Origin of the sequence: Collinsella sp. TM06-3 (assembly GCF_003436395.1) — a bacterium.
Lineage (GTDB): Bacteria > Actinomycetota > Coriobacteriia > Coriobacteriales > Coriobacteriaceae > Collinsella.
The window spans coordinates 12,222-35,646 of record NZ_QSPG01000021.1 but is presented as its reverse complement, the minus strand read 5'-3'; the positions used below and the strand labels follow the sequence as shown (position 1 = coordinate 35,646).

Annotated in this window: 16 protein-coding genes and 1 tRNA gene; 13 read left to right on the top strand and 4 right to left on the bottom strand. The window is 58.7% G+C overall.

The features are described 5' to 3' along the window. Positions 1 to 138 precede the first annotated feature (138 nt). From acpS to DXD56_RS08145, 8 genes are all read left to right on the top strand, one after another. On the top strand, positions 139 to 678 hold the full coding sequence (gene acpS / locus DXD56_RS08180) for a holo-ACP synthase (protein WP_055252164.1): 540 nt from the start codon (positions 139 to 141) through the stop codon (positions 676 to 678). Next, entirely contained in the window at positions 679 to 2,295 is a 1,617-nt protein-coding gene (locus DXD56_RS08175) for an NAD(P)H-hydrate dehydratase (protein WP_117640843.1), read from the top strand. Positions 2,296 to 2,297: 2 nt separating this feature from the next. Then, positions 2,298 to 3,443: an alanine racemase gene (gene alr / locus DXD56_RS08170; RefSeq protein WP_117640842.1), complete on the top strand. Its 1,146-nt coding sequence runs from the start codon at positions 2,298 to 2,300 to the stop codon at positions 3,441 to 3,443. A gap of 8 nt (positions 3,444 to 3,451) precedes the next feature. After that, on the top strand, positions 3,452 to 4,072 hold the full coding sequence (locus DXD56_RS08165) for a uracil-DNA glycosylase (RefSeq protein ID WP_117640841.1): 621 nt from the start codon (positions 3,452 to 3,454) through the stop codon (positions 4,070 to 4,072). Positions 4,073 to 4,084: 12 nt separating this feature from the next. Continuing rightward, positions 4,085 to 4,591 (top strand): tRNA (adenosine(37)-N6)-threonylcarbamoyltransferase complex ATPase subunit type 1 TsaE, encoded by a 507-nt coding sequence (gene tsaE / locus DXD56_RS08160; RefSeq protein ID WP_006235849.1) that lies wholly within the window; start codon positions 4,085 to 4,087, stop codon positions 4,589 to 4,591. Further along, on the top strand, positions 4,578 to 6,962 hold the full coding sequence (tsaD, locus tag DXD56_RS08155; protein ID WP_117640840.1) for a tRNA (adenosine(37)-N6)-threonylcarbamoyltransferase complex transferase subunit TsaD: 2,385 nt from the start codon (positions 4,578 to 4,580) through the stop codon (positions 6,960 to 6,962). Before tsaE ends, tsaD begins: the two co-directional genes overlap by 14 nt. 792 nt (positions 6,963 to 7,754) lie before the next feature. Continuing rightward, the gene (locus DXD56_RS08150) at positions 7,755 to 9,644 is read left to right on the top strand and encodes a carbon starvation protein A (protein WP_117640839.1); all 1,890 of its coding nucleotides are present in this window, start codon (positions 7,755 to 7,757) and stop codon (positions 9,642 to 9,644) included. A gap of 183 nt (positions 9,645 to 9,827) precedes the next feature. Beyond that, entirely contained in the window at positions 9,828 to 12,020 is a 2,193-nt protein-coding gene (locus DXD56_RS08145; protein WP_158549384.1) for a hypothetical protein, read from the top strand. Between the two features lie 876 nt (positions 12,021 to 12,896). Here the strand turns inward: DXD56_RS08145 and DXD56_RS08140 are convergent. From DXD56_RS08140 to DXD56_RS08125, 4 genes are all read right to left on the bottom strand, one after another. After that, positions 12,897 to 12,971: transfer RNA gene (locus tag DXD56_RS08140), tRNA-Gln, on the bottom strand. Positions 12,972 to 13,009: 38 nt separating this feature from the next. Next, positions 13,010 to 13,915, bottom strand: a complete 906-nt coding sequence (locus DXD56_RS08135) for a peptidoglycan-binding protein (RefSeq protein WP_199408914.1) — start codon at positions 13,913 to 13,915, stop codon at positions 13,010 to 13,012. Positions 13,916 to 14,054: 139 nt separating this feature from the next. Then, positions 14,055 to 15,068: a polyprenyl synthetase family protein gene (locus DXD56_RS08130; protein WP_117640837.1), complete on the bottom strand. Its 1,014-nt coding sequence runs from the start codon at positions 15,066 to 15,068 to the stop codon at positions 14,055 to 14,057. Positions 15,069 to 15,195: 127 nt separating this feature from the next. Further along, positions 15,196 to 17,646: a PTS transporter subunit EIIC gene (locus tag DXD56_RS08125; protein WP_158549382.1), complete on the bottom strand. Its 2,451-nt coding sequence runs from the start codon at positions 17,644 to 17,646 to the stop codon at positions 15,196 to 15,198. 227 nt (positions 17,647 to 17,873) lie between these two features. On the opposite strand from DXD56_RS08125, the gene DXD56_RS08120 reads away from it, so the two are divergent. The 5 genes from DXD56_RS08120 (at position 17,874) to DXD56_RS08100 (ending at position 23,265) form a co-directional block, all read left to right on the top strand. Further along, the gene (locus DXD56_RS08120) at positions 17,874 to 18,593 is read left to right on the top strand and encodes a GntR family transcriptional regulator (protein ID WP_055252172.1); all 720 of its coding nucleotides are present in this window, start codon (positions 17,874 to 17,876) and stop codon (positions 18,591 to 18,593) included. 306 nt (positions 18,594 to 18,899) lie between these two features. Continuing rightward, positions 18,900 to 20,216 (top strand): ABC transporter substrate-binding protein, encoded by a 1,317-nt coding sequence (locus tag DXD56_RS08115; protein ID WP_055252173.1) that lies wholly within the window; start codon positions 18,900 to 18,902, stop codon positions 20,214 to 20,216. 87 nt (positions 20,217 to 20,303) lie between these two features. Further along, positions 20,304 to 21,158 (top strand): carbohydrate ABC transporter permease, encoded by an 855-nt coding sequence (locus DXD56_RS08110; RefSeq protein WP_099432301.1) that lies wholly within the window; start codon positions 20,304 to 20,306, stop codon positions 21,156 to 21,158. Further along, positions 21,158 to 21,997: a carbohydrate ABC transporter permease gene (locus DXD56_RS08105; protein WP_089573621.1), complete on the top strand. Its 840-nt coding sequence runs from the start codon at positions 21,158 to 21,160 to the stop codon at positions 21,995 to 21,997. Before DXD56_RS08110 ends, DXD56_RS08105 begins: the two co-directional genes overlap by 1 nt. Positions 21,998 to 22,065: 68 nt before the next feature. Further along, on the top strand, positions 22,066 to 23,265 hold the full coding sequence (locus DXD56_RS08100; protein ID WP_117640835.1) for an ABC transporter ATP-binding protein: 1,200 nt from the start codon (positions 22,066 to 22,068) through the stop codon (positions 23,263 to 23,265). Positions 23,266 to 23,425: the final 160 nt, after the last annotated feature.

The following is a 23,425-nucleotide window of genomic DNA, read 5'->3' as shown; positions in this document are numbered from 1 at the left end:
GGGGAGGCCTCGCGGCCTCCCCCTTTTTTGCGTTTACGGGCTTTTGTCTCACATAGTAGCTGTGTTTTATAACCCTCGTTTGTCGCATCTTCTGTGAACGGGCTACAATAACTTAGTCTGTGCGATATGGAGGTGAACATGGCTGAAGCTGGTATCGGCGTTGATATCGTCGAGATTTCCCGCATGAAATCAATTCTTGAAAAGACGCCGTCGTTTGCTCGGCGTGTGTTTACCGAAGAAGAACGTGCGTATTGCGATGCATCATCGCGTCCCGCTGCTCACTATGCGAGCCGCTTTGCTTCGCGTGAGGCGGTGCTTAAAGCTCTTGGCACGGGTTTTAGTCAAGGCGTGGGTCGCAAGGATGTTTCGGTAACGCGTGATAAACTCGGCAAACCGAAGGCTCTGCTTTCTGGTCGTGCTCTCGAAATCGCCCAGGATTTGGGTGTTGTCGAGGTCGCTCTTTCTATTACCCTTACGGGTGACTTGGCTGTCGCTAATGCCATTGCAATCACCGAGGATGCTCGACCTAAGCCTAAGGAAGAAAAGGTGAGCAACAAGAAACGCGTTGCGCAGACATTTAAAGAGGCTCGCTCTGTTTTAGATGAGCTTGAGCAGCTGCAGAATTCAGCATTGACGGAGCACTTGGGCGATGCTTCGCAAGATACGCTAGGAGCATAGATGAAACCGGTTTTGAGTACCGAAGAAGTCGTTCGTCTCGAGGATATCATCGAACGCGAAGGGACTTCGAAGGCCGAGCTTATGGAGCTAGCGGGTGAGTTTGCCGCCAACGAGGTCTTGAAGCTCAATCCCGATCGGGTTCTCGTTCTGGTCGGTTTTGGTAATAATGGCGGCGACGGTTGGGTTGCCGCCGATATCTTGAGCCACAAGGGTGTGGACGTGGATATCGTTTCTCCGGTTGAGCCGGATGAGATTCCTGCTACTCTGGCACGTCATGTTGCTCGTCGAACTGCCGGTCGCGATGTGCACGTTTGCGTCGGTCCCTCGCGTGACGAACTCGAGGTTTTGATCGATAAGGCGGATGTTGTTGTCGATGCCATTTTTGGTACCGGTTTCCACGGGAATCTGCGTGCGCCGTTCTCCATTTGGATTCCTACGGTCAATGAATGCGCCGATTGTGTCTTATCCATTGATGTCCCCTCGGGCCTGAATGCCGAGACGGGCGTTGTTGATGACGACTGCATTCGTGCCGAGCGCACGGTGACGATGATTGCGCCCAAGATTGGTCTGTATAGCGCTGATGGCCCTGAGTATGCTGGCGATTTGATCTGCGGCAATCTTTACGACCGTCTTGACGAAGTCATCGATGATGTTGACCACGCCGCCGAGATTGTCGAGCCCGGTGACTTAGTTGATTACTTTGCTCCGCTACCATCGAATATCGATAAGTATTCCCGTGGCTCTGTGCTTATTGTCGCCGGATCGGCGCAATATCCTGGTGCTGCCATTATGGCGGCCAAGTCTGCAGCTCGCGCGGGTGCTGGTTACGTGGCAGTCGCGGCTCCTGACGCCTGTGCCAATCTCATTCGCATGGCACTTCCTTCGATTCCCGTCTTTGCTATTCCGTCTGATTCGCGCGGCTCCTTTGGCGCCGCTGCGCGCATGACGGTGTGTGAGATCGCAAAGAAGTACAGCTGCGTGCTGTGCGGTCCCGGTATGACGACGTCTGCTGGCGCTATGCAGGTGGTTTCGGGCTTGCTCGAGCTTGAGGTACCGCTAATTTTGGACGCCGATGCACTCAACTGCCTTGCTAAGATTGCCATTGACGGTATTGATAGTAACCCCGAGATGTATCGTCGCGAGCAGCCGTTGGTTATGACGCCGCATTATCGTGAGCTTTCGCGCCTGGTTGCCGGTGACGAGGTGAACGACCTTGGTACCGCGATTGCGGCCGCGCAGAAGGTTGTCTGGGCTGCAGGCTCCGACAATCTGGTGGTCATAGCCAAGGGGCCGACGACGGCTATCTGTGGCGTTGAGCGCGTGCTGCTGCCACTCTCGGGTCCGGCTTCTCTGGCAACTGCCGGTTCGGGTGATGTTCTCGCGGGTATTTTGGCCGGCACGCTTGCCACCATGCGCGACGAGATGGATCGTTGGGAGTTGCTGTATTCGTACGCCGTCGCACTTCACAGCTACGCCGGTTTTGCCGCGGCGACGGAGTATGGTGAGAAGAGCGTTATCGCAACCGATCTTATCGACTTGATCGGTCCTGCCATGGAGCTGGCGGCAAAGGATGCGCTCGAAGATCTGGGAATCATGGACGAAGGGTCGGATGACTAATCATGAATAAAGCCGATTTGACGCGCTGGTCCTGGGTCGAGATCGACCGCGGGGCGCTCCGTCGCAACACGAGGGCCTATAAGAACTTGTTGAATCCGAGTCAGCGCCTGTGCTGCGTGGTCAAGGCCGATGCTTATGGTCATGGAGCTGTTGAGTGCGCCAAGATCATGTATTCGGCCGGTGCCGACATGTTTGCCGTGGCGACGGTTAACGAGGGCGTTGAGCTCCGACAGGGCGGGATTACGAAACCCATCCTCATCCTAAGCGAGCCGCCTATCGAGGCCATTCCGACGTTGCTCGAGTTTGATATCATGCCCTCGGTCTATACGTCTGACTTTGCTCTTGCGTATGGCGAATGTGCCGTCGCGGCGGGCAAGGTGGGCAAGTATCATCTCGCCATCGAGACGGGCATGAACCGCATTGGCGTACATTACACGCAGGTGCTCGACTTTGTCCGCGGTATTAATTTCCATCGCGGTATTCAGTGCGACGGCGTATTTACGCACTTCGCCACGGCCGATGAACCTTCGGGTTGGGACTACAAGCTGCAGTGCCAGCGTTTTACCGAGGCCGTTCAGGCCATTAAGGACGCAGGTTTTGAATGCGGTATCGTGCATTGTGCCAATACGCCGTCCTCGATGCTCGATTCTTCAATGCACTTTGACATGATTCGTGCCGGCATCGGTTTGTATGGTCTGCAGCCATGTGAGCTGAGTGGTCGCGTGATGCAGCTTGATCCCGTCATGAGCGTCCACGCGCGTGTGACGCGCGTGGCGCATCCTGCGATGGGCGAGGGCGTGGGCTACGGCTTTACCTACCGCGTACCGCGCACGCGCGTTCAGATCTGCACCCTTCCGATCGGTTATGCCGATGGCCTTTCGCGTACGCTTTCCAATCGTATGGACGTGCTGTATCGCGGCGAGCGTGTGCGTCAGGTGGGCAATATCTGCATGGACCAGTTTATGGTCGCCATTCAGTCCAACCCGGCGCATGAGATTCCCGAGGCCGAGTATGGTGACGAGATGATCATTGTCGGCCGCGATGGAGATGCCGAGATTACCATGGACGAGATGGCGCGCCTACGCGGCACGATTAACTACGAGGTCGCTTGCGGCTTTGGTATGCGTCTCGACAAAGTCTACGTGTAGGAGTCGCTATGGGCGTCATGCACATCCCCGGCCATAGCCATCAGGCGCCGCGTGAGGTCGCACTCGAGGAGATCGAGGCCGTTCTGGGCGATTGTCACCTTTGCCAGCTTTACCAGTCGCGCCATAACATCGTGTTTGGCGTGGGAAACCCCCACGCTCGCGTGATGTTTATTGGCGAGGCGCCGGGCCGCAATGAGGATTTGCAGGGCGAGCCCTTTGTGGGGGCGGCAGGCGAGGACCTCAACGGCATTTTGTCGCTGGCGGGGCTCAAACGCGAAGACCTCTACATTGCCAACGTGCTTAAGTGCCGCCCGCCGGGAAACCGCAATCCGCGTCCCGAGGAAGTGCTGGCTTGCTCGCCGTTTTTGCGTGAGCAGATTCGAAGCATCTGGCCCGATATTATTGTGACGCTCGGCAACCCCGCGACGCACTTTGTGCTTAAGACCGAGATTGGCATTACTAAGCTGCGCGGCAGGTTCCACCAGATGGGGCATTTTGTAGTAATGCCCACTTTCCATCCGGCAGCAGCGCTACGCAATCCGGCGTGGCAGGAGCTACTGGAGGAAGACTTTAAGATGCTGGGCGACTATCTGGAGCGACATCCCGCACCAGAGGACGCCTCGGAATAATAAGGAGCATATATGTCCCTGGAGCGCCTGGGGGTAGGTACTTACAAAACGACTTGCGCTGCCGATACGGAGTACTTTGGCGAGCTAATTGCACCGTGCCTTGAGGACGGCGATGTGCTCATCCTGACCGGTGGCCTGGGAGTGGGCAAAACTCACTTTACCAAGGGCGTCTCGCGCGGGCTGGGCGATGGGCATATGGTTACGAGCCCTACGTTTGCGCTCATGGCCGTCCACGATCAAGGTCGTATTCCGCTGTTTCACTTTGATCTATACCGCCTGGAGCATGCCTACGAGCTCGAGGATACGGGCATTTTCGATGTGCTGGGCTATGAGGGTGCTTGCCTGCTGGAATGGGGCGAACAATTCCAAGACGAGCTGACGGATGAGTATCTTTCGGTGACGCTCAAGCGTGATGAGGGCGACAGTGATGTGCGAACGATAACGCTCGAGGCGCACGGTGACCGCGCAATGGAGCTTTCCCATTTGATTGATAAGGCTGTACAAGATGAGCTTGCATAACGACAACGCGCTGGTGGTGGCGCTCGATACCTCGACCGACATGCTTGCCTGCGCGGCAAGCTGGATTGATGGGCAGACGGGCGAGACGAAGCTCGTGAGTGGCGACCACATGTGTCGCCGTCACGCCAACGTTGAGCTCGTGAATACCGTTGATGGCATGCTGGCTCAAGCCGGTCTGGATCGCAGCGATGTTGGTTGCTACGTGGTCGGCCGCGGCCCGGGGTCGTTTACGGGTGTGCGCATCGGCATCTCCACTGCCAAGGGCCTCGCGCGCGGTGCCAATGCTCCGCTGCTGGGCGTGTCGACGCTCGACGCTTGCGCTTGGACGGCGTGGAAGGCTGGCGTGCGCGGCAAGCTTGGTATCTTGGCCGATGCTATGCGCGGTGAGGTATATCCGGCGCTGTATATGCTGGTCGATGAGGGCCCCGAGCGTCAATTTGAGCGCGAACACGTGGTCAAGGCCGCCGTGGCGCTCGATGAGTGGCGCCGAGCAGCGGACTGGGACCAGGTTCAGCTGACCGGTGACGGTCTCGTGCGCTATGGCAAGCTGCTGGGTGAGGACGAGACCGCCCGCTGCGTGGAGCGCGACCTGTGGTGGCCTTCGGGCGAGGGCTTGCTGCTCGCGCACGCTGCGGGTGACGGCGATCCGGCTCGCGTCCTGCCGATTTACACGCGCCTTTCGGATGCCGAGGAAAACGAGCGCAAGCGTCTTGGTCTTGCTGAGAGTGCACAGAGCGAAATTACGGGCGTTGCCGATGAGCTCGCCGGTCGTCATCTGCAGTTCCGTCCCATGGGCGCGGCGGATGCCGAGGGCGCGAGCGCGCTGGAGGCCGCCTGCTTTGAAGGTGCCGGACACGAGGCGTGGACGCCGGGCATGTTCCTGTCCGAACTGGGCGAGGACGTCGCTGCGCCGCGTAGTTGGTGGGTGGCACACGACGACGGCAAGCTGCTGGGCCTTGCCGGCGGTATGGTCGTGGACGGTGATGTGCAGATTCTGGATGTCGCCGTCGACCCGGCACATCGCCGTGAGGGCATTGCCCGCAAGCTGCTGTCGCACGTGAGCTATGATGCCCAGATGCTCGGCTGCACTACGGCTTCGCTCGAGGTCGAGGACGGTAACGAGGGAGCGATCGCGCTTTATAACGCTCTGGGCTTTACCGAGGCTGGCCGTCGTCGTGGCTATTACGGTGCCGGCAAGGACGCCATCGTCATGACGGCCCCACTTCCCCTCGTGCTTCCGGTCGATAACGCCTCGCCCGAGCCGACGGCAGCCGAGCAACGCGCATGGCCCCTGTCTGCGCCCAAGCGCTCTGCCGAGGAACGTGTCGAGATTGAGCATCGCCGCCTAGTGCTCGCTATCGAGAGCTCCTGCGACGAGACGGCGGTGGCGATTATCGATGCAGATGGCAATATGCTGGCCAACCAGGTGTCGACACAGATTGATTTTCACGCCCGCTTTGGCGGCGTGGTGCCCGAGATCGCCTCGCGCAAACACGTCGAGGTGATTGTGAGTGTCGTGGATGCGGCACTCGAGGACGCCGCAGCGTCGCTGGGCCTTACGGGCGGAGCCATTACACCAAGTGAGCTTGCCGCCGTGGGCGTGACACAGGGTCCGGGCCTGGTTGGCGCCCTGGTGGTGGGCGTCGCCTTTGCCAAGGGCTTTGCGTATGCTGCCGGCAAGCCGCTCGTGTGCGTCAATCATCTGGAGGGCCACCTGTTTGCCAACCTGTTGGCGCAGCCCGATCTCAGGCCGCCGTTTATCTTCACGCTCGTCTCGGGCGGTCATACCATGCTCGTGCACGTGAAGGCATGGGGCGACTACGAGGTACTTGGTGAGACACTCGACGATGCTGTGGGCGAGGCCTTCGACAAGGTAGCCAAGGCGTTGGGTCTGGGCTATCCCGGTGGCCCCATCATCTCCAAGCTGGCCGAGACGGGCAACCCCCGCGCGATCGATTTTCCTCGCGCGCTTAACAGCAGGGGAGACTATCGTTTCTCGCTTTCGGGTCTTAAAACGGCCGTGACGCTCTACATCGAGCAGGAGACCAAGGCCGGGCGCACGATTCACCTGCCCGATCTGGCGGCTTCGTTTGAGGCAGCCGTCTTTGACGTTCAGTACAAGAAGGCCAAAAACGCCCTGCATGCCACCGGATGCAAGGAATACTGCATCGGCGGCGGCGTCTCGGCTAATCCGCATCTGCGCGAGATGATGATCAAGAAGCTTGGGCGTCAGGGGATCCGCGTAACGGTGCCACCGCTTTCGGCGTGCACCGACAACGCCGCCATGATCGCAGAGGTTGCCCGCCGTAAATTCGACCGAGGCGAAATCTCGCCGTTCGACGTCGATGCCGATCCGAACATGACGCTGTAGTCATACGGGTGCGGTCCCCGACCGGAGGGGCCGGATATAAGGTTTCCTGCTCTACAGTCCTGCGCAAGACGAAGGCCACATTAAGTGGCCTTCTTTGCGTGCGGAACTCGCGATAAACCTTATATCCGGCCCCTCCGGTCGGGGACCTTTCTGTATCGATATAGCTTTTGGGCTGGATCGGCGTCGACAACGTCCGGCAAGGATAGTTAGCCCGCGTCGAATTTCCGGCGTGCTTTAGCTGAAAGAAAAAGTTGGTGTGCGGAGCTTTCGCTCTGCATTTGGGATGGGAGCCCCTCGGGAGCGGGCGGGCGTATACAAGGTTTATCGCGAGTTCCGCACGAGCCGGAGAGCACTTAATGTGCTCTCCGTGCGAGCAGGACTGTAGAGCAGGAAACCTTGTATACGCCCGCCCGCTCCCGAGGGACATCTCTCATGCAAAAACTTTTGTCGGATAAAGTCAGAGGTCAGTGGCGTTTTATACCGAGAAATTCAAAAAAAGTTGAAAATTCATTACATATTTGCGTTGACTTTAGGTAACTAAAGTTTCATACTCCTTTTCAACCACTGGGGATGTGAACACGCACGGATCGTTCACATCATGATTGAAGAGGATTTCTTAGACATGTTCACGCATCAGCTAAACATTATCAGCGTAGTAATTATCTGATGCGGGTTAGCACATACAGCTAGCCCGTACGATAACGGGCGGCTGATGAAGATGAGGGCCGTCGAGCGCAACCGACGGCCCTCATTTTTTATGTCTAGGAAGTTCTTTTTAGAGGAGGAAATGTAATGAACGGAGTTTTGCTCATGGTTGTGGCCGCGGCGGTGCTCGCCTGCGGCTATCTGGGCTACGGCCGCTGGCTGGCCAACAAGTGGGGCGTTGACAAAGAGGCCCTCACGCCGGCCAAGCGCATGAAGGACGGCAAGAGCTTCTCGCCCGTCTCCGCCTTTACCGCGTTCTCGCACCAGTTCAGCTCGATCTGCGGTGCTGGCCCTGTCACGGGTACGATCGTCGCCATGGCCTTTGGCTGGCTGCCCGTCGTGCTCTGGGTCCTCGTCGGCGGCATCTTCTTTGGCGCCGTCCACGACTTTGGTGCTCTGTACGCTTCGATGAAGAACAACGGCAAGTCGCTCGCTCAGCTCATCGAGAAGTACATCGGCAAGACCGGCCGTCGCCTGTTCCTGCTGTTCTGCTGGCTGTTCTGCATCATCGTCATCGCTGCCTTCACCGACATGGTCTGCAAGACGTTCATGTTCACCCTGGCCGTTGACGCTTCTGGTGCTGCTACCGGTGCCATCGACTTCACCAAGTCCTATGCCGCCGGCTGCGCTGGTACCATCTCCATCCTGTTCACCTTCGTCGCTATCGCCTTTGGTTGGGCCCAGAAGAAGTTCAACCTCACCGGTGCTACCGAGTTCGTCACCGGCGTGGTCCTCATGGTTCTCATGTTTGCCGTCGGCATGCAGTTCCCGGTCTACCTGGACAAGTTCCAGTGGTTCGCCGTTGTCATGGTCTACCTGGTCTTTGCTGGCGCCATGCCCATCCAGATGCTCAAGACCCCTCGCGACTACCTCACTTCCATCATGATGATCGTCATGATCGCCTGCGCTGTCCTCGGTATCGTCGTCCTGGGTGTTAACGGCCAGGCCACCATCACCGCTCCGGCCTTTACCGGCTTCTCCAGCGCTTCTGGCATGATGTTCCCGGTCCTGTTTGTTTCCGTTGCCTGCGGTGCCCTCTCCGGCTTCCACAGCCTCGTTTCTTCTGGTACCTCCTCCAAGCAGGTCGAGAAGGAGCAGGACGCCGTCAAGGTCGGTTATGGCGCCATGATCGTCGAGTCCTTCGTCGGCATCCTTGCCATCATCGTCGCCGGCATCATGTTCTCCGATATGAACACCGCCGGCACTGGTGCCCTCAACGCCGGCGTCGCTTCCACCCCGTTCCAGATCTTCGCCGCTGGTATCTCCCGCGGTATGCAGGCCTTCGGTGTTGACGGCACGCTCGCTACCGTCTTCATGACCATGAACGTCTCCGCTCTGGCCCTGACCTCGCTCGATGCCGTCGCCCGCATCGCCCGCACCTCGTTCTCCGAGTTCTTTGCCCAGACCAACGACGCCCTGGCCATCGAGTCCAAGGCCGGCTACATGAAGGTTCTCGGCAACCCCTGGTTCGCCACGGTCGTCACCCTGCTTCCCGGTCTCGCCCTCGCCTTTGGCGGCTATGCCAACATCTGGCCGCTCTTTGGTGCTTCCAACCAGCTGCTCGGCGGCATGACCATGATCACCCTCGCCGTGTTCTGCAAGTGCACCGGCCGCAAGGGCTGGATGCTCTACGTGCCCGTCGCCTTCCTGCTCTGCTGCACCTTCACCTCGCTGGTCCAGAGCGCCATGGGCTGCATGACCGCTGTCCAGGCTTACGGCTTCTTCGGCACCATCCCGGCTACCGCCACCACGGCCGCCGTCTCCGTCGCCGCCACCAAGGGCCTGCAGCTCGTTTTCGCCGTCCTGCTGATGGTCCTGGGCCTCATCGTTGCCGTCAACTGTCTCAAGGAGTTCTTCGGCAAGGAGGCCGGCTCCATGCCCGACGAGGAGCCCGAGTGGTCCGAGATGGGCAAGGCCGAGTACGGTCGCGCCGCTGCCGCTGAGGCTCCTGCCGACGCCGAGGCCGCTAAGGCCTAGTCGGTCGGACGGGTTGAATCTCCCATCTATTTGACTCGGAAAGACCGGGTCCGCAATCAAGCGGACCCGGTCTTTTTTCTTGTGATAACAGGTGGTGCAAGGGCGTTCTCGCAGATGTTTTGCGTGGATAGGCTCGTGCGTTGTACCATATGGACGTATATGTGTGCATATGAAAGGGGCCCCGTGGCCAAGACGGTATATTCCGATAATCAAAACAATGTCGATGCTCTGGCTGAGCGTCTGAGCAGCCAGACGTCGCTTTCTGCCGAGCGCGCCAAGCTGGTTGCCTACGACCTGCTCTGCCGCAAGGCGCTCAAGATTAAGTCGAGCGCGCTGGCGCAGATTTTCCGCTCCGTCGATAAGGAATGCGATACCAAGGCGATGCGCGATGAGCTTATCGCGGCAAATATCGTGACCAAGATCGAGGGCAGCGGCATTAACGGGCGCCCGGCGTTCTATACCATCAATGTCGAGATCCGCGATGCCCAGGAGCAGCCTGCCGAGTCCGTCGAAGATTTTGTCGTCGAGGATTCCGCTGACGTGCCTGCTGTGGAAGAAGTTGCTCCGCGTGAGCATGTTGATACCGATGAGTTGCTCGATGAGAACGTCGTGCGTGCCTTTACGGCCAAGGCAGGGCGCGGCGGTTTTGGCGGGGGTGGCAAGCGCGATGCGCAGCGTCGCGCCCAGCAGGAGCGCTTCCGTCGCGCCGTTGCTCAAAAGGGTGAGACGGATGCCGAGGCTGTTGAGAACGAGGTTGCTGCCGAGTCGCAGAGGCCCGCGAAGGAGCAAAAGCCCGTGGAGGCCCAGGAGCCCCAGCGTCGCCGTGGTGCCCACTTTAAGGCTGCGCAGCAGGATGTCGCGCATGAGGTTGAAGAGCTTTCCGAGGCCGCAGACGATGTTGAGGAGTCTGCCAAGAAGGCCCCGGGCTCATGTCGTCCCGGACGTGGTTTTGCGAGGCGCGCGTATCCCGTAAGGCGTCAGGAGAAGGGCGAGCCGGCTCCGACCGCTCAGGCCGAGAAGGCCGAACAAACCGAGAAAACCGTTGAGCCGGCGGCTCGCGAGCAGAAGCCTGTTGAGCCGCAGCTTGAGGTTGCTGCCGAGGCCAAGGGCGAGCAGCCTACTGATGGGCAGACGGAGCAGGGCGCGTCGAGCAGGCCTCGCCGCCGTCGCCATCGCGGGGGTCGCAGTTCCCATGCCGAGACTGCAGCCGAGAAGACCACGCCGCAGGACGAGGATGCGAAGGCCGAGGTTTCTTCGGGGCAGCCTAAGCGCCAGCCGGCGAAGGAGAGCAAGTCCGATCGTCCGCAGAAGCAGGCGTCTATGCCGAAGCGCGAGCGCAATTCCCAAGGCGATTCTAAGCGCAGGTCTCAGAAGAAGCCGGAGTCTGCCGCAGCAGATGCTGCTGCCCAGCAGCCCGAGTCGGCCGTCCACGGCGAGGTATCGGCGTTTGCCCTTGCCCGCGTTTTAGGCAGGCAGCTGCTCAAAGTTGTCCCTACGCCTACGGCGCTCTCTAAGATCAAGGAGCAGCAGACACAGATCGTAAAGGTCGAGGGCAAGGACGGCAAAAAGGCTCCGCAGCGCACTCAGCACAACGAGATGTCCAACCGCAAGATTGCCGAGGAAATCGCAATCATCCAGGCTTGGATCGAGCAAAACCGAGGTGCCGATACGCCGGTTGCCTCGCGCCGCCAGCGTGCCTACCAGATTTTTAACGACGAGAAGGCTTTTGACGGCAAGCACGGCGAGCGTCTAATTCGGCGTATGACCGAAAAGGGCATCAGCATGCAGGCGATTAAGGTCGCCCCCAACCGCCCCGTGCACTTTACGGGTTTCTTTACGCTGGGCGCCGATAAGCCGTTCATTATGGTCGAGAACCTGGACACCTATGACGAGATCGTCAAGCTCCTGCGCGGCCGCAAGCACGCTAAGCTCTTTGGCATCAAGGTGGGCGGCGTGATTTTTGGCGGCGGATGCAAGGCGAGCGTCTCGCATGCCCTGGACGATTATCTGGCTGAGATCGGCTATCGCTTTAACTACGTCTACTACGTGGGCGATATCGACCGCGAGGGCGCGCGCATCGTCGAGCAGGCTCGCAATGCCAATGTGGTTGAGATTCGCCTGCATGCCGGCATGTACCGCGCCATGCTCGCCGAGCATAAGCGTCGCGTGAAGGCCGGCGGCGAGTGCGAGCCCGCGGCTGCCAACCAGGGCGTGCCGCAGAACTTGGCGGCGACGATCAAGGATCTGCCCATGGTCACGCGCGTGCAGTTCCGCAATGTGCTGCGCGAGGGCGGGCGCATTCCGCAGGAGATTCTGATGACCGCCGACTATCGGGATGGCGACTCGGGAAGCTTCGACCGCATGCTGAACAACTAAATTCCGCCGGCCCCGGGAGAGCGGGGACACCGGCTTAGGTTTCCTGCTCTACAGTCCTGCTCACGACGGAGGCCACATTAAGTGGCCTCCTGTTCGTGCGGAACTCGCGATAAACCTAAGCCGGTGTCCCCGCTCTCCCGGGGCCTGTCGTGGCTTGGCCGTTGCATGCGGCTCGCTTTTCGGAACGGGGCTGACGGACACGTTCCGAAATCTACCACCGTCGCTGTGCAGGGTGTCTATAAAGAGCCGTGGCCAAAAAAAAACAAAAATGAGTACTGATACTCTTTTAGTAGCAGTAATTTTGACCACATTTAAGGTGATTTGACGTGTCGATCGAGCAGATAAGCTGCCGTATCTCCTCAAGTGTTCATTAAAGGAAGACCTTGATGCGAATAAATCTCATTAAGATCTTCTTTTATTAACGAAAATAATGTAGCTACAACGGTGACAGTACTCATATTTGCCGTTTTTTGGCCACAGTCCTTCGGAGGGTCCTCGAAAATAGTCCCGAGCCGGCACTTGGGGACGTTCCTATAATGCCGGCACTTAGGAGCGTCCCCAAGTGCCGACACCGCGTCTGCCTGCGGCGGCCGCGCCCCGCTGCATCGCTCCGCACCCTTGCGGGTTCGAATCCCTCCGCTTGGCGGCGTTGGCTCGATTTGCTTGACGTGAGGGGCTCTTGGCTGGTGTGGGACGGAGGGATTCCGCGTCCGCCTGGTCGGCGGCCGCGCCCCGCTGCGTCGCTTCGCTCCTTGCGTGCTGCGCTGGAAAACGCTTCGCGTTTCCTCAGCTCCGCACCCTTGCGGGTTCGAATTCCTCCGCTTGCCCACAAGAAAGCGCCCTGGGCCGTTATGGGCTTAGGGCGCTCAGTTTTAATGGCTGGGACGGAGGGATTCGAACCCCCAACAGCCGGCACCAAAAACCGGAGTTCTACCGTTGAACTACGTCCCAATGTGTGGTGTTGCCCAAAAGCAACTCGTCTAGTTTACCTAATCTGCGAGGGCATCGCAAACGCCGTCGAGTAGGCGTACGGCGAGGGTCTGCGCGTCGCTGGCCGTAAAGGTGCCGTTGTAACGCGTCATGCCGGTGAGCTCGATGCGAATTCGTGCCGGCTTTTGCTGTGCGGCGACATTGGCGGTACGGATGCGCTGGGCCAGGTTGTGGCACTCGGCGAGGGCGATCGTGGCGCGCGGGGCGGCGTCTGCAGGCAACTCGTCGCTTGCGATCTCGAGCACCAGGTCGACATCGGTCGGAACCTCGGAATCGCAAAGCATCATGCCGCTGCTGTCGGTCGTCGCCGTGGCGATGTTCCACATGCGCGATGCTACGCTGCGCGCGATAGGGTCCTCGCCGATGACGGCAATCTGGAAACGCTCGAGCACGTTGGCGGCGCGCGCAAAACCGATGCGAGACTCGGCTTCGGTGACCGAGGGCTTGCCCTCCCACACATGGTGCAGGCGGTTGATGTAGGCGTAGGTGTCCTGGAAGGCCATGCCGTCGGCAAACAGGCCGACATTTTCCTGGAACTGCTGCAGGGCGGCCTCGGTATGCGGACCAAAGTAGCCGTCGTCTTCGCCACAGGCAAAGCCCAAAACGTTGAGAGCGCGCTGCAGGGCCTTGACGTCGGCGCCGTGAAAATTGGGCATGCGAAGGTAGAGCGTGCGGTCGCCCAGCTTATACGAGGCGTCGACCAGGGCGCTCCAACAGGGGATATCGACGGCATGACCGGCAGCAAGGCCGCTGTCGAGCCTGAAGGTGCTGACGGCCTGCTCGGTGGTGGTGTCAAAGCGCTTGTCGGCGACCTCGTCGGCATCGATGGTGTAACCGAGCTGCAGAAGGCGGGACTGAACATCCTCGACGGCTGCTCCCTGCATGCCCGTGGTAATAGGTTCCATGAACGAACCCCTTTCGGCGTACGATTCGTACTATTTTGAGCGCGTGTCGGATAGACAACGCGAGACAATGCATAAACATGCACTCAACAGTGTAGCAACTTGTACCCAAACGCGCTGCCCACAGGTTTTGTGACCCCCGCTAGTTGAGGCGCTCCACAAAGAAATCTGCCATGGAGAGGAACAGTTCGCGTGCGTGCGGGTCAAGCTCAACGTTCTCGATGGCAGCCTTGGCTTTTGCGGTCAGGTCCAGTGCGTAGGCGTGAGCATATTCGATGGAGCCGGTCTGCTGGAAGATCTCCACGGCGCGCGCGAGCTGCGCGGGGTCCTCGGTGCCCGAGGAAAGGATTGCCTCGACCTCGTCGTGATGGCGCTCATCAGACAGGGCGTGCACGGCAACGAGCGTGCGTTTGCCCTCGGTGATGTCGGTGCGGAAGTCCTTGTTGGCGGCCTCTTTGGTGCCGACCAAGTTGAGCAGGTCGTCCTGAATCTGAAAGGCAAGGCCGGTGTGCAGGCCAAAGGCGCGTAGCGCCTCGACCTGCTCTTCGCTGCCGCCGCCGATAATGGCTCCGGCGGCAAGCGGCGTGGCTCCGCTGTAATACGCGGTCTTGTGCGTCGCCATGTCCAGGTAGTCATCAACCGAGATATCAAAGCGCTCGTCACGGACCCAACCCAGGTCAAGCGCTTGACCCTCGATGGTGCGGACGATCATCTCGGTAAGCTCGTGGAGCACACGCAGCTTCACGTCGGACTCGAGCGTGGGATCGTCGAGAACCGTCTTGGTGACCATGGTGAGCGCCAGGTCGCCACAATTGATGGCAAGGCCCGTGCCCTCGGTAAGGTGCATGCAGGGCTTGCCGCGACGAATCTGCCCGTTGTCGGCGATGTCGTCGTGGATGAGTGCGCCCGACTGAAAGTGCTCGATGGCCGCCGCGGCGCTGCGGGCGCTCTCAAAGCTACCGCCCACTGCGGTTGCGGCGAGCATGCAGATGAGCGGGCGGTGGCGCTTGCCAGCGTTTGCCGTAAATGCCGAGAGCGGGGTATACAGGTAACGCTCGATATCGGCGGAAGTCGCCTGTCCGTCAAAGAACGTGGCCAGATAGTCGTTAATCTGGTCAAAGTGCTGGGCTAAAAAGCTGGTAAACGGACTGGACACGGGTTCTCGCATTCTTTGATAGGTTGCATCGTTGCATTATGCAGACAACATATTGCCACATTAGGGCGTCGAGCGCGGCGGTTGAAGACGATTGGTCCATGCGGCCGCAAGTGCGGTAGGGGCTTGGCTAGATAAGCCCAAAGTGTTCGAGCGCGGTGACGACGCCGTCGTGGTCGATGCTGTCGGTGACATAGTCGGCCTTTTCCTTGAGGAAGTCCGGTGCGTTGCCCATGGCGATGCCAACGTCGACGGCGTTCATCAGCGAGACGTCATTGCTGGCGTCGCCGATGCCGTATACGGTTCCGTGGTGGGGATCGAGGGCGTCGAGTACGGACTGGATACCCTCGCGCTTGGTACATTCGCGAGGCGAAATCTCGGTCACTTCGAGCTCGAGCTCGTTAAAGCAGAGCAGCGGCTCAAACGCTTGATCCTGAGCGATGCGGTTGGCAAGCGACGTGGACATTAAGATCTTGTAGGCGCTGTAATGTTGCAGCTGCGTAATTGCATCGCCCACGGTGCGGGCGTATCCTGGGGCGTCGGGCGCATCGGCACTCATGCGAACGACGCCATTGAGTCCCTCAAAACGAATCACTTCGTCCGATTGCTCAAGAATGGGAGCAAGGCGCTGCAGCATGCCGGGCGTCATCGCCAAATCGCGAATCACGTGTCCCTCAAGTTCGACATAGCCACCCGCGAGGCAGACGATGCCGGTCCAGGGCAGCTCGAGCAGCTTTGGATGGATGCAGCTCAGCGTGCGCCCTGTGCAGATAAACGCCATATTGCCCTTGGCGACAAAATCACGGATGGCTTGCGAGACCGCTTCATTGGGATAGGGGGAGAGGTCTCGCTCGCTCTCGGGAAGCTCTTGTGCCACTCGAGGGTCTTGCCAGGCGAGTGTTCCGTCGATATCGAAGAAGCAGATATCGCCGCGCTTATGGGCTGCGCTGGCGGCAGGGGAGGCCGAGGTGGTGGACACAAATCCCGGCTCGAGGCCCATGATCTGGTCAAAATGCTCTTTAACGCGGGGAACGGAGATGCCAATAATCACCTGGGCGGTCTTGCCCGTAATGATGAGGCCCTTGGCGCCCACCGCGACAAACGACGCATTATCTGCAACGATGGAAGGGTCTGCGACCTCGACGCGCAGGCGCGTGGCGCAGTTGGTTGCGCCCACGATATTGCCAACGCCACCTAAAAGCTGAATTACCCGCTCAGCGAGGACGTGATCTTGATCGGATTGAATACTGACCTCGCCATTGGGAGATTGCTCTTTGGCAAAGCCGCTTCCCGTTAAACGATCGATTGCCGCGCGATTGGAGACATGATCCTCGCGGCCCGGCGTCTTAAGGTCATAGACCAAGATGAGTGCTCGAAAACTAACAAAAAAGATGAGGCTAAAGGCAAGACCGATACCGAGCGCCAAAAGGTAGGAGCCGGCATGCATTCGCATGAGTGGGATGAAGTTGAAGGCCGTCATTTCCATGAGACCGCCCGAGAAGATGCCGACGATGCCAAAGAAGTTCATGGTCATGGCAAGGCAGGAGGATAGGACGGCGTAGAGCAAAAAGAGTCCAGGATAGGTGAACATAAAGAGAAACTCGAGCGGCTCGGTGACACCGCAGACCACCGAGGCGACGATGGCGGGCAAAAGGATGACCTTAAGGCTGGCGCGGCGTTCGGGTTTGGCGGTGAAATAGAATGCTGCCGCGATGGCGGGAAGGCCAAAGAGCTTGCCCCAGCCGGTGGCGGTAAAACCTGCCCAGGGCGCAAGTTCATTTAAAGGGCGCGTGCTATGGGAGAGAATGGGGAGTAGGTTGGTCCACGTGGCGTAAATACCGTCGTGAATGACCAGATTGTCGTAATAGATGGGCATATAGAGCAGGTGGTGCAGCCCCATGGGCTCGAGTGCTCGCTCCAAAAACACAAAGATGCCCACGCCGAAGGGGCCGACGCCCGCAAGTGCGTGGCGCAGCGTTTCGGTCGCGGCGTATGCGAAGGGCACGATGGCGGCCGAGATGGCGGCAAGGGCAAACACGGCAAAAAAGCTGATGAGGTAGACCAGCGAGGAACCCGAGAAGGTGCCGAGCCAATCGGGAACCTTGGCATCGTAGAAGCGGTCATGGATGGCGACGACGGTTGCCGATACCGCCAGCGGGCCGATAATGCCGGTGTCGAGCGTCTTGATGCCGTCGATGACGGTGATACCGCTGGCGGGGGTCAAAGATGATGGGTACTTAAGCCCAAGGTTGTCTCCGCTCAGCTTAATGATCTCGCTCAAAAAGAAGCAATAGGCAAAATAGGCCACGAGTGCCTCGAGGCAGCAGCGTGCCGGTTGCTTTTGGGCAAGACCGATAGGCAGCGCTACGGCAAAAAGGAGTGGAAGGCGCTTAAAGACCGTCCACGAGCCGCGCTGGATGATGGTCCAGAAAACGTACCAAGGGGTTCCGTATACGGCGAGGTCGCCGACGATGTCTACGGTCGTGGCGAGGGCGGAGATGCCGACCATGAGGCCTGATATAGAAAACAGCATGGCGGGCGCGAACATTGCCCCGCCAAAGCGTTGGATTTTTTGCAGCATATTCTGCCTCTCGACCATAAGCCCGCCGTGTCTGCGGTGGAACGTTTAAACAATGAGTTAATTGTAGGGGAGTGAGCGTTCGCCGCATTGTTGGTTTTGATTCGAATCGATTGGAGCATCACGGGCGCCGTTGACAGTTAATAATCGGTGCTTTGCCGATAGACGGTTTAAACAACCCAAAGAAATGCTATCGTGCCTAGCCATACATATTCATTAGAGGTGAAATCATGCCAAAAGCGATTTACGAAGGAATCTACCGCGAGATCCGTTCGCGCATCATCAACGGGACCTATGCGTTTCAGGAGATGCTGCCAACCGAAGCCGAGCTGACCGCGGAGTTTGGCTGCACGCGCAATACCGTTCGACGCGCCTTGAGCATGCTGGCCGACCAGATGTTTGTGCAGCCTATACACGGTAAGGGCGTGCGCGTTATTTGGCTTAAGGGCGAAACCGACATGCTGGGCGCACTCGAAGAGGTTGAGTCGTTTGGCGAGTTCGCAAAACGCAACAATGCCGTCGCATCGACCGAGGTCAAGTCTTTTGAACATTTGATTTGCACTGAGCAACTCTCTCGTCGCCTGGGCTTTAAGGTGGGCGAGGAGCTGATTCGCGTAGTGCGTGTCCGAAGCCTCAACGGCAGCGCGCGCCAAGTGGACCATGGCTACTTTTTGGCGTCGATCGCCAAGGGCCTGACCCCCGAGATCGCGGCGGATTCTATCTACGGCTATCTGGAGCACAAGCGCGGCGTCAAAGTGATGGCGAGCCGTCGTACGGTGAGTGTCGAGCTCGCCAACGATGAGGACTGCAGCTACTTGGACCTTGGCAAGTACAACTGCGTCGCCGTTATGGAGAGCCAGTCGTACACCTCCGACGGCATCTTGTTCGAGGTCACGCATGCCCGCACGCATCCCGAGATCTTCCACTACCGCGTCAACTCCAAGCGATAGCCGGCTAGCTCGCAGCCTGACGAGACTCATGCCCTCAAAGCGAAAACGCCCGGTCAAACCGACGATGCATCGGCTTGATCGGGCGTTTTCTCTGCATTCGATAATAAATAATTGTTTATACAAAACTTGTCAAGTATCAAGTTGAAATTACCGTTCACCGAAGTTTTTCTACCGCTCTAGTAATACTTGTTCAAACAACTAGCCAAATAGCGTATTGTACAAGTCAGCAAAAGGGGCAAAGTCCCCGAGCCAATCTCCGAAGGCGGCGGCAAAGGGTGCCGCCACGGTGTGAAAGGGTGGATTGTAATGAAGAACGAAATGAGCAGAAGGCAGTTCCTGGGCTTTGCTGGTTCCGCGGCTGCGGTTCTTGGTCTGGGCCTCGTGGGCTGCGGTGGTTCTGCCGGCTCTGGCTCCTCTGCTTCCGGTGACGCTGCCGAGGTCTACTTCCTCCAGTTCAAGCCCGAGGTCGACAAGGAGTGGAAGGAGATCGCCAAGGCGTACAAGAAGGAGAAGGGCGTCGAGGTCAAGATCGTGACCGCCGCCTCCAACACCTACGAGGAGAAGCTCAAGTCCGAGATGTCCAAGAGCTCCGCTCCGACGCTGTTCCAGGTCAACGGCCCCACCGGCCTTAAGAACTGGAAGGACTACTGCGCCGATCTTTCCGACACCAAGCTCCGCGGCGAGCTCATCGACGACTCCCTGGCGCTGCAGTCCGACGGCAAGGATCTGGGTATCGACTGGGTTCAGGAGAGCTACGGCATCATCTACAACAAGGAGCTCCTCGAGAAGGCCGGCTACAAGGCCGAGGACATCAACTCCTTCGACAAGCTGAAGGCTTGCGCCGATGACATCCAGGCCCGCAAGGACGAGCTCGGCGTTGACGGTGCCTTCACTTCCGCCGGCATGGATGACTCCTCCAGCTGGCGCTACACCACCCACCTCGCCAACCTCCCGCTCTACTACGAGTTCGAGAAGGAGCACAACCAGGAGGACGACGAGATCAAGGGCGAGTATCTCGACAACTTTAAGCAGATCTTCGACCTGTACATCACCGACTCCACCTGCGATCCTTCGCAGCTCGCCTCCAAGACCGGTGACGACGCCACCAACGAGTTCGCAACCGGCAAGGCCGTCTTCTACCAGAACGGCTCTTGGGCCTACGCCGACCTCACCAAGGCCGGTATGACCGACGACCAGCTCGGCATGCTGCCGATCTACATCGGCGTCGACGGCGAGGAGAACCAGGGCCTGTGCTCCGGCGGCGAGAACTACTGGTGCGTCAGCTCCCAGGCTTCCGAGGATGCCCAGAAGGCCACCGAGGACTTCATGTATTGGTGCGTCACTTCTGACACCGCCACCAGCATCATCGCTGACAAGATGGGCCTGACCGCCCCGTTCAAGAGCGCTAAGGAGACCACCAACGTCTTCTCTCAGCAGGCCGTTGCTATGGCCAAGGACGGCAAGAAGACCGTCGCTTGGGACTTCGTTTACATCCCCTCCGAGGAGTGGAAGAAGAACCTCAAGCAGGCTCTCATCGCTTATGCTGCCGACAACACCAAGTGGGACGGCGTCAAGAACGCCTTCGTCGATGGCTGGAAGACCGAGAAGGCTGCTTCCGAGTAAGCAGTTGCTGCCCAAGCTATCTGATTAGCGACAGGGGGCGGGCAGACGTAGGTTTGCCCGCCCCCTGCATATTGAAAGGACCCTTCTATGGGCAAAGCACTCAAGCGCTGGTGGCCGCTCTTTATGCTGCCCACGTGCCTGGCGTTTATGATCGGGTTCGTGATTCCCTTTATCCAGGGTTTCTATCTCTCGTTCTGCCAGTTTATTACCATCAATAACGCGCACTTTGTCGGTATCGAGAACTACGTGCGCGCACTGACCGACCCGCAGTTCTCCACGTCGTTCTTCTTTACCGTGGCGTTTGCCTTCCTGTCGACGGTGCTCATCAACGTGATCGCGCTGGCCATTGCGCAGGCGCTCACTCGCAAGGCGCTCAAGGGCACCAACATCTTCCGTACGATTTTCTTTATGCCTAACCTGATTGGCGGCATCGTGCTGGGCTACATTTGGCAGATTCTGATCAACTGCCTGCTCTCCAACGTGGGCGCCCAGCTCATCGCCCTTAACTCTGCTGCTGGCTTCTGGGGCCTTATCATCCTGACCCTGTGGCAGCAGGTCGGCTACATGATGATCATCTACATCGCCGGTCTGCAGTCCATTCCGTCTGATTACATCGAGGCCGCCAAGGTCGACGGCGCTACGGCATGGCAGACGTTTTGGAAGGTTAAGATCCCCAACCTGATGCCGACCATCACCATCTGCCTGTTCCTGTCCATCACCAACGGCTTTAAGCTGTTCGACCAGAACCTCGCCCTTACCGGTGGTGCCCCGGCGCACTCCACCGAGATGCTCGCCCTGAACATCTACAACACGTTCTATTCGCGTGCTGGCATCGCATGGCAGGGCATCGGTCAGGCCAAGGCAGTTATCTTCTGCATCCTGGTTGTCGCTATTTCTATGATCCAGCTTAAGGCCACGAGGTCCAAGGAGGTGCAGCAGTAATGAAACGCGATAAGGCTATTAACCGCGCGCTCTCGATCTTCTTTACGATTCTGTCGCTCGCGTGGATCTACCCTGTGTTCATGATTGCGCTCAATTCCTTTAAGAAGGGGACCGCAATCAGCACCACCACGGCGTTCGATCTGCTCACGCCCGAGACGTTCAACGGCCTCGCAAACTACGTACACGCTCTTAACGAGCAGGGCTTTGCCTCGGCGTTTATGTACTCGCTCATCATCACAGTCACGTCGGTCGTGCTGATTCTGGTGTGCTGCTCCATGTGCGCTTGGTACGTGGTTCGTGTCAACAACAAGATCTCGAACTTCTTCTATTACCTGTTCGTGTTCTCGATGGTCGTACCGTTCCAGATGCTGATGTTCACGCTGTCCAATTTGGCGGACCGCATCGGCTTTAATACGCCGTTCAACATCTGCTTTATCTATCTGGGCTTTGGCGCGGGCCTGGCGGTCTTTATGTTCGCCGGCTTTGTAAAGAACATCCCGCTCGAGATCGAGGAGGCGGCCATGATTGACGGCTGCAACCCGGTTCAGGTGTTCTTTAAGATCGTTCTCCCCATCATGAAGCCCACCTATCTTTCGGTCGGCATCCTCGAGACCATGTGGGTCTGGAACGACTACCTGCTGCCCTACCTTACGCTCGACTCCACCAAGTACAAGACCATTCCTATTTTGATCCAGTACTTCCGCGGCGGCTATGGCCACGTCGAGCTCGGCCCCATGATGGCCTGCATCATGATGGTCGTTGTCCCCATCGTCATCATGTACATCTTCTGCCAGAAGTACATCATCGACGGTGTGGTGGCAGGTGCCGTCAAGGGCTGATGCCGTAACTGTTTTGCAAGTTTGGGCGGCGCCCCTCAGCGCGGCGCCGCGTATCGAAAGGTAGAGACATGGCCGAGATCGTTCTCAAACATGTTCAGAAGGTGTATCCCAACAACGAGTCAAAAAAGAAGGGCTTCTTTGGCAAAAAGAAGAAGACCGAGGAGAAGAAGCACAACCTCAAGGTTACCGAGGACGGTGTGCTCGCTGTAGAGGACTTCAACCTCACCGTTCACGACCAGGAGTTCATCGTCCTCGTTGGCCCCTCTGGCTGCGGTAAGTCCACGACGATGCGCATGGTCGCCGGCCTGGAGGACATCACCTCCGGCGACGTGCTCATCGACGGCAAGCGCGTCAACGACGTGGCGCCCAAGGACCGCGACATCGCCATGGTGTTCCAGAGCTACGCTCTGTACCCCAATATGACGGTGTACGAGAACATGGCATTTACGCTCGAGCTCAAGAAGGTCCCCAAGGACGAGATCGACCGCAAGGTTCGCTCTGCTGCCGAGATCCTGGGCATTACCGAGTATCTCGACCGTAAGCCTAAGGCGCTTTCGGGTGGCCAGCGCCAGCGCGTCGCCATCGGCCGCGCCATCGTGCGTGACCCCAAGGTCTTCCTGATGGACGAGCCGCTGTCCAACCTGGATGCCAAGCTTCGTAACCAGATGCGCGCCGAGCTCATTAAGCTGCGTCACGAGATCAAGGGCACCTTCATCTACGTTACCCACGACCAGACCGAGGCTATGACCCTCGGCGACCGCATCGTGGTCATGAAGGACGGCGTCGTCCAGCAGATCGCCACGCCGCAGGAGGTCTTCAACCATCCCGCGAACATCTTCGTCGCCGGCTTCATCGGCGTGCCGCAGATGAACTTCTTCGATGCCCAGCTGGTGCGCTCGGGCAACGGCTTTACTGTCAAGACCGAGGATATGAACGTGGCGCTCGCCCCGGAGACTTGCGCTCAGCTTGCCCTCAACTGGGACGGCGGCGACGTGAAGGAGATTACGGCCGGCGTGCGCCCCGAGCAGATCCTGCTTGCCGACAAGGGCGAGGAGGGTGCGCTCCAGGGCACCGTCGAGGTGACCGAGCTCATGGGCTCGACCGAGCATGTCCATGTGACCGCTCCCGACGGCCAGTTTGTCCTGATTATCCCCGTCGTCGACCTCGAGGCCAAGGGCGCGCTCAAGGCTGGCGACCCCATCTGGTTCAAGTTCGAGAAGAACGCGACTCATCTCTTCGATAAGGTGTCTGGCAAGAACCTTATCTAGGCCCGGTGCATCCAGGCCCTCCCTTTGGGCGACTGCGGCTTTGCCATCCTTTTGCCGCGGTCACATATAAGGCTCCCCTCCCGTCCACTGGGCGAGAGGGGAGCCTTTCTTTGTGTTGGGGCTTTCCGTCTGTCAGTTTGTCTTGATCTGTAACAGGTAG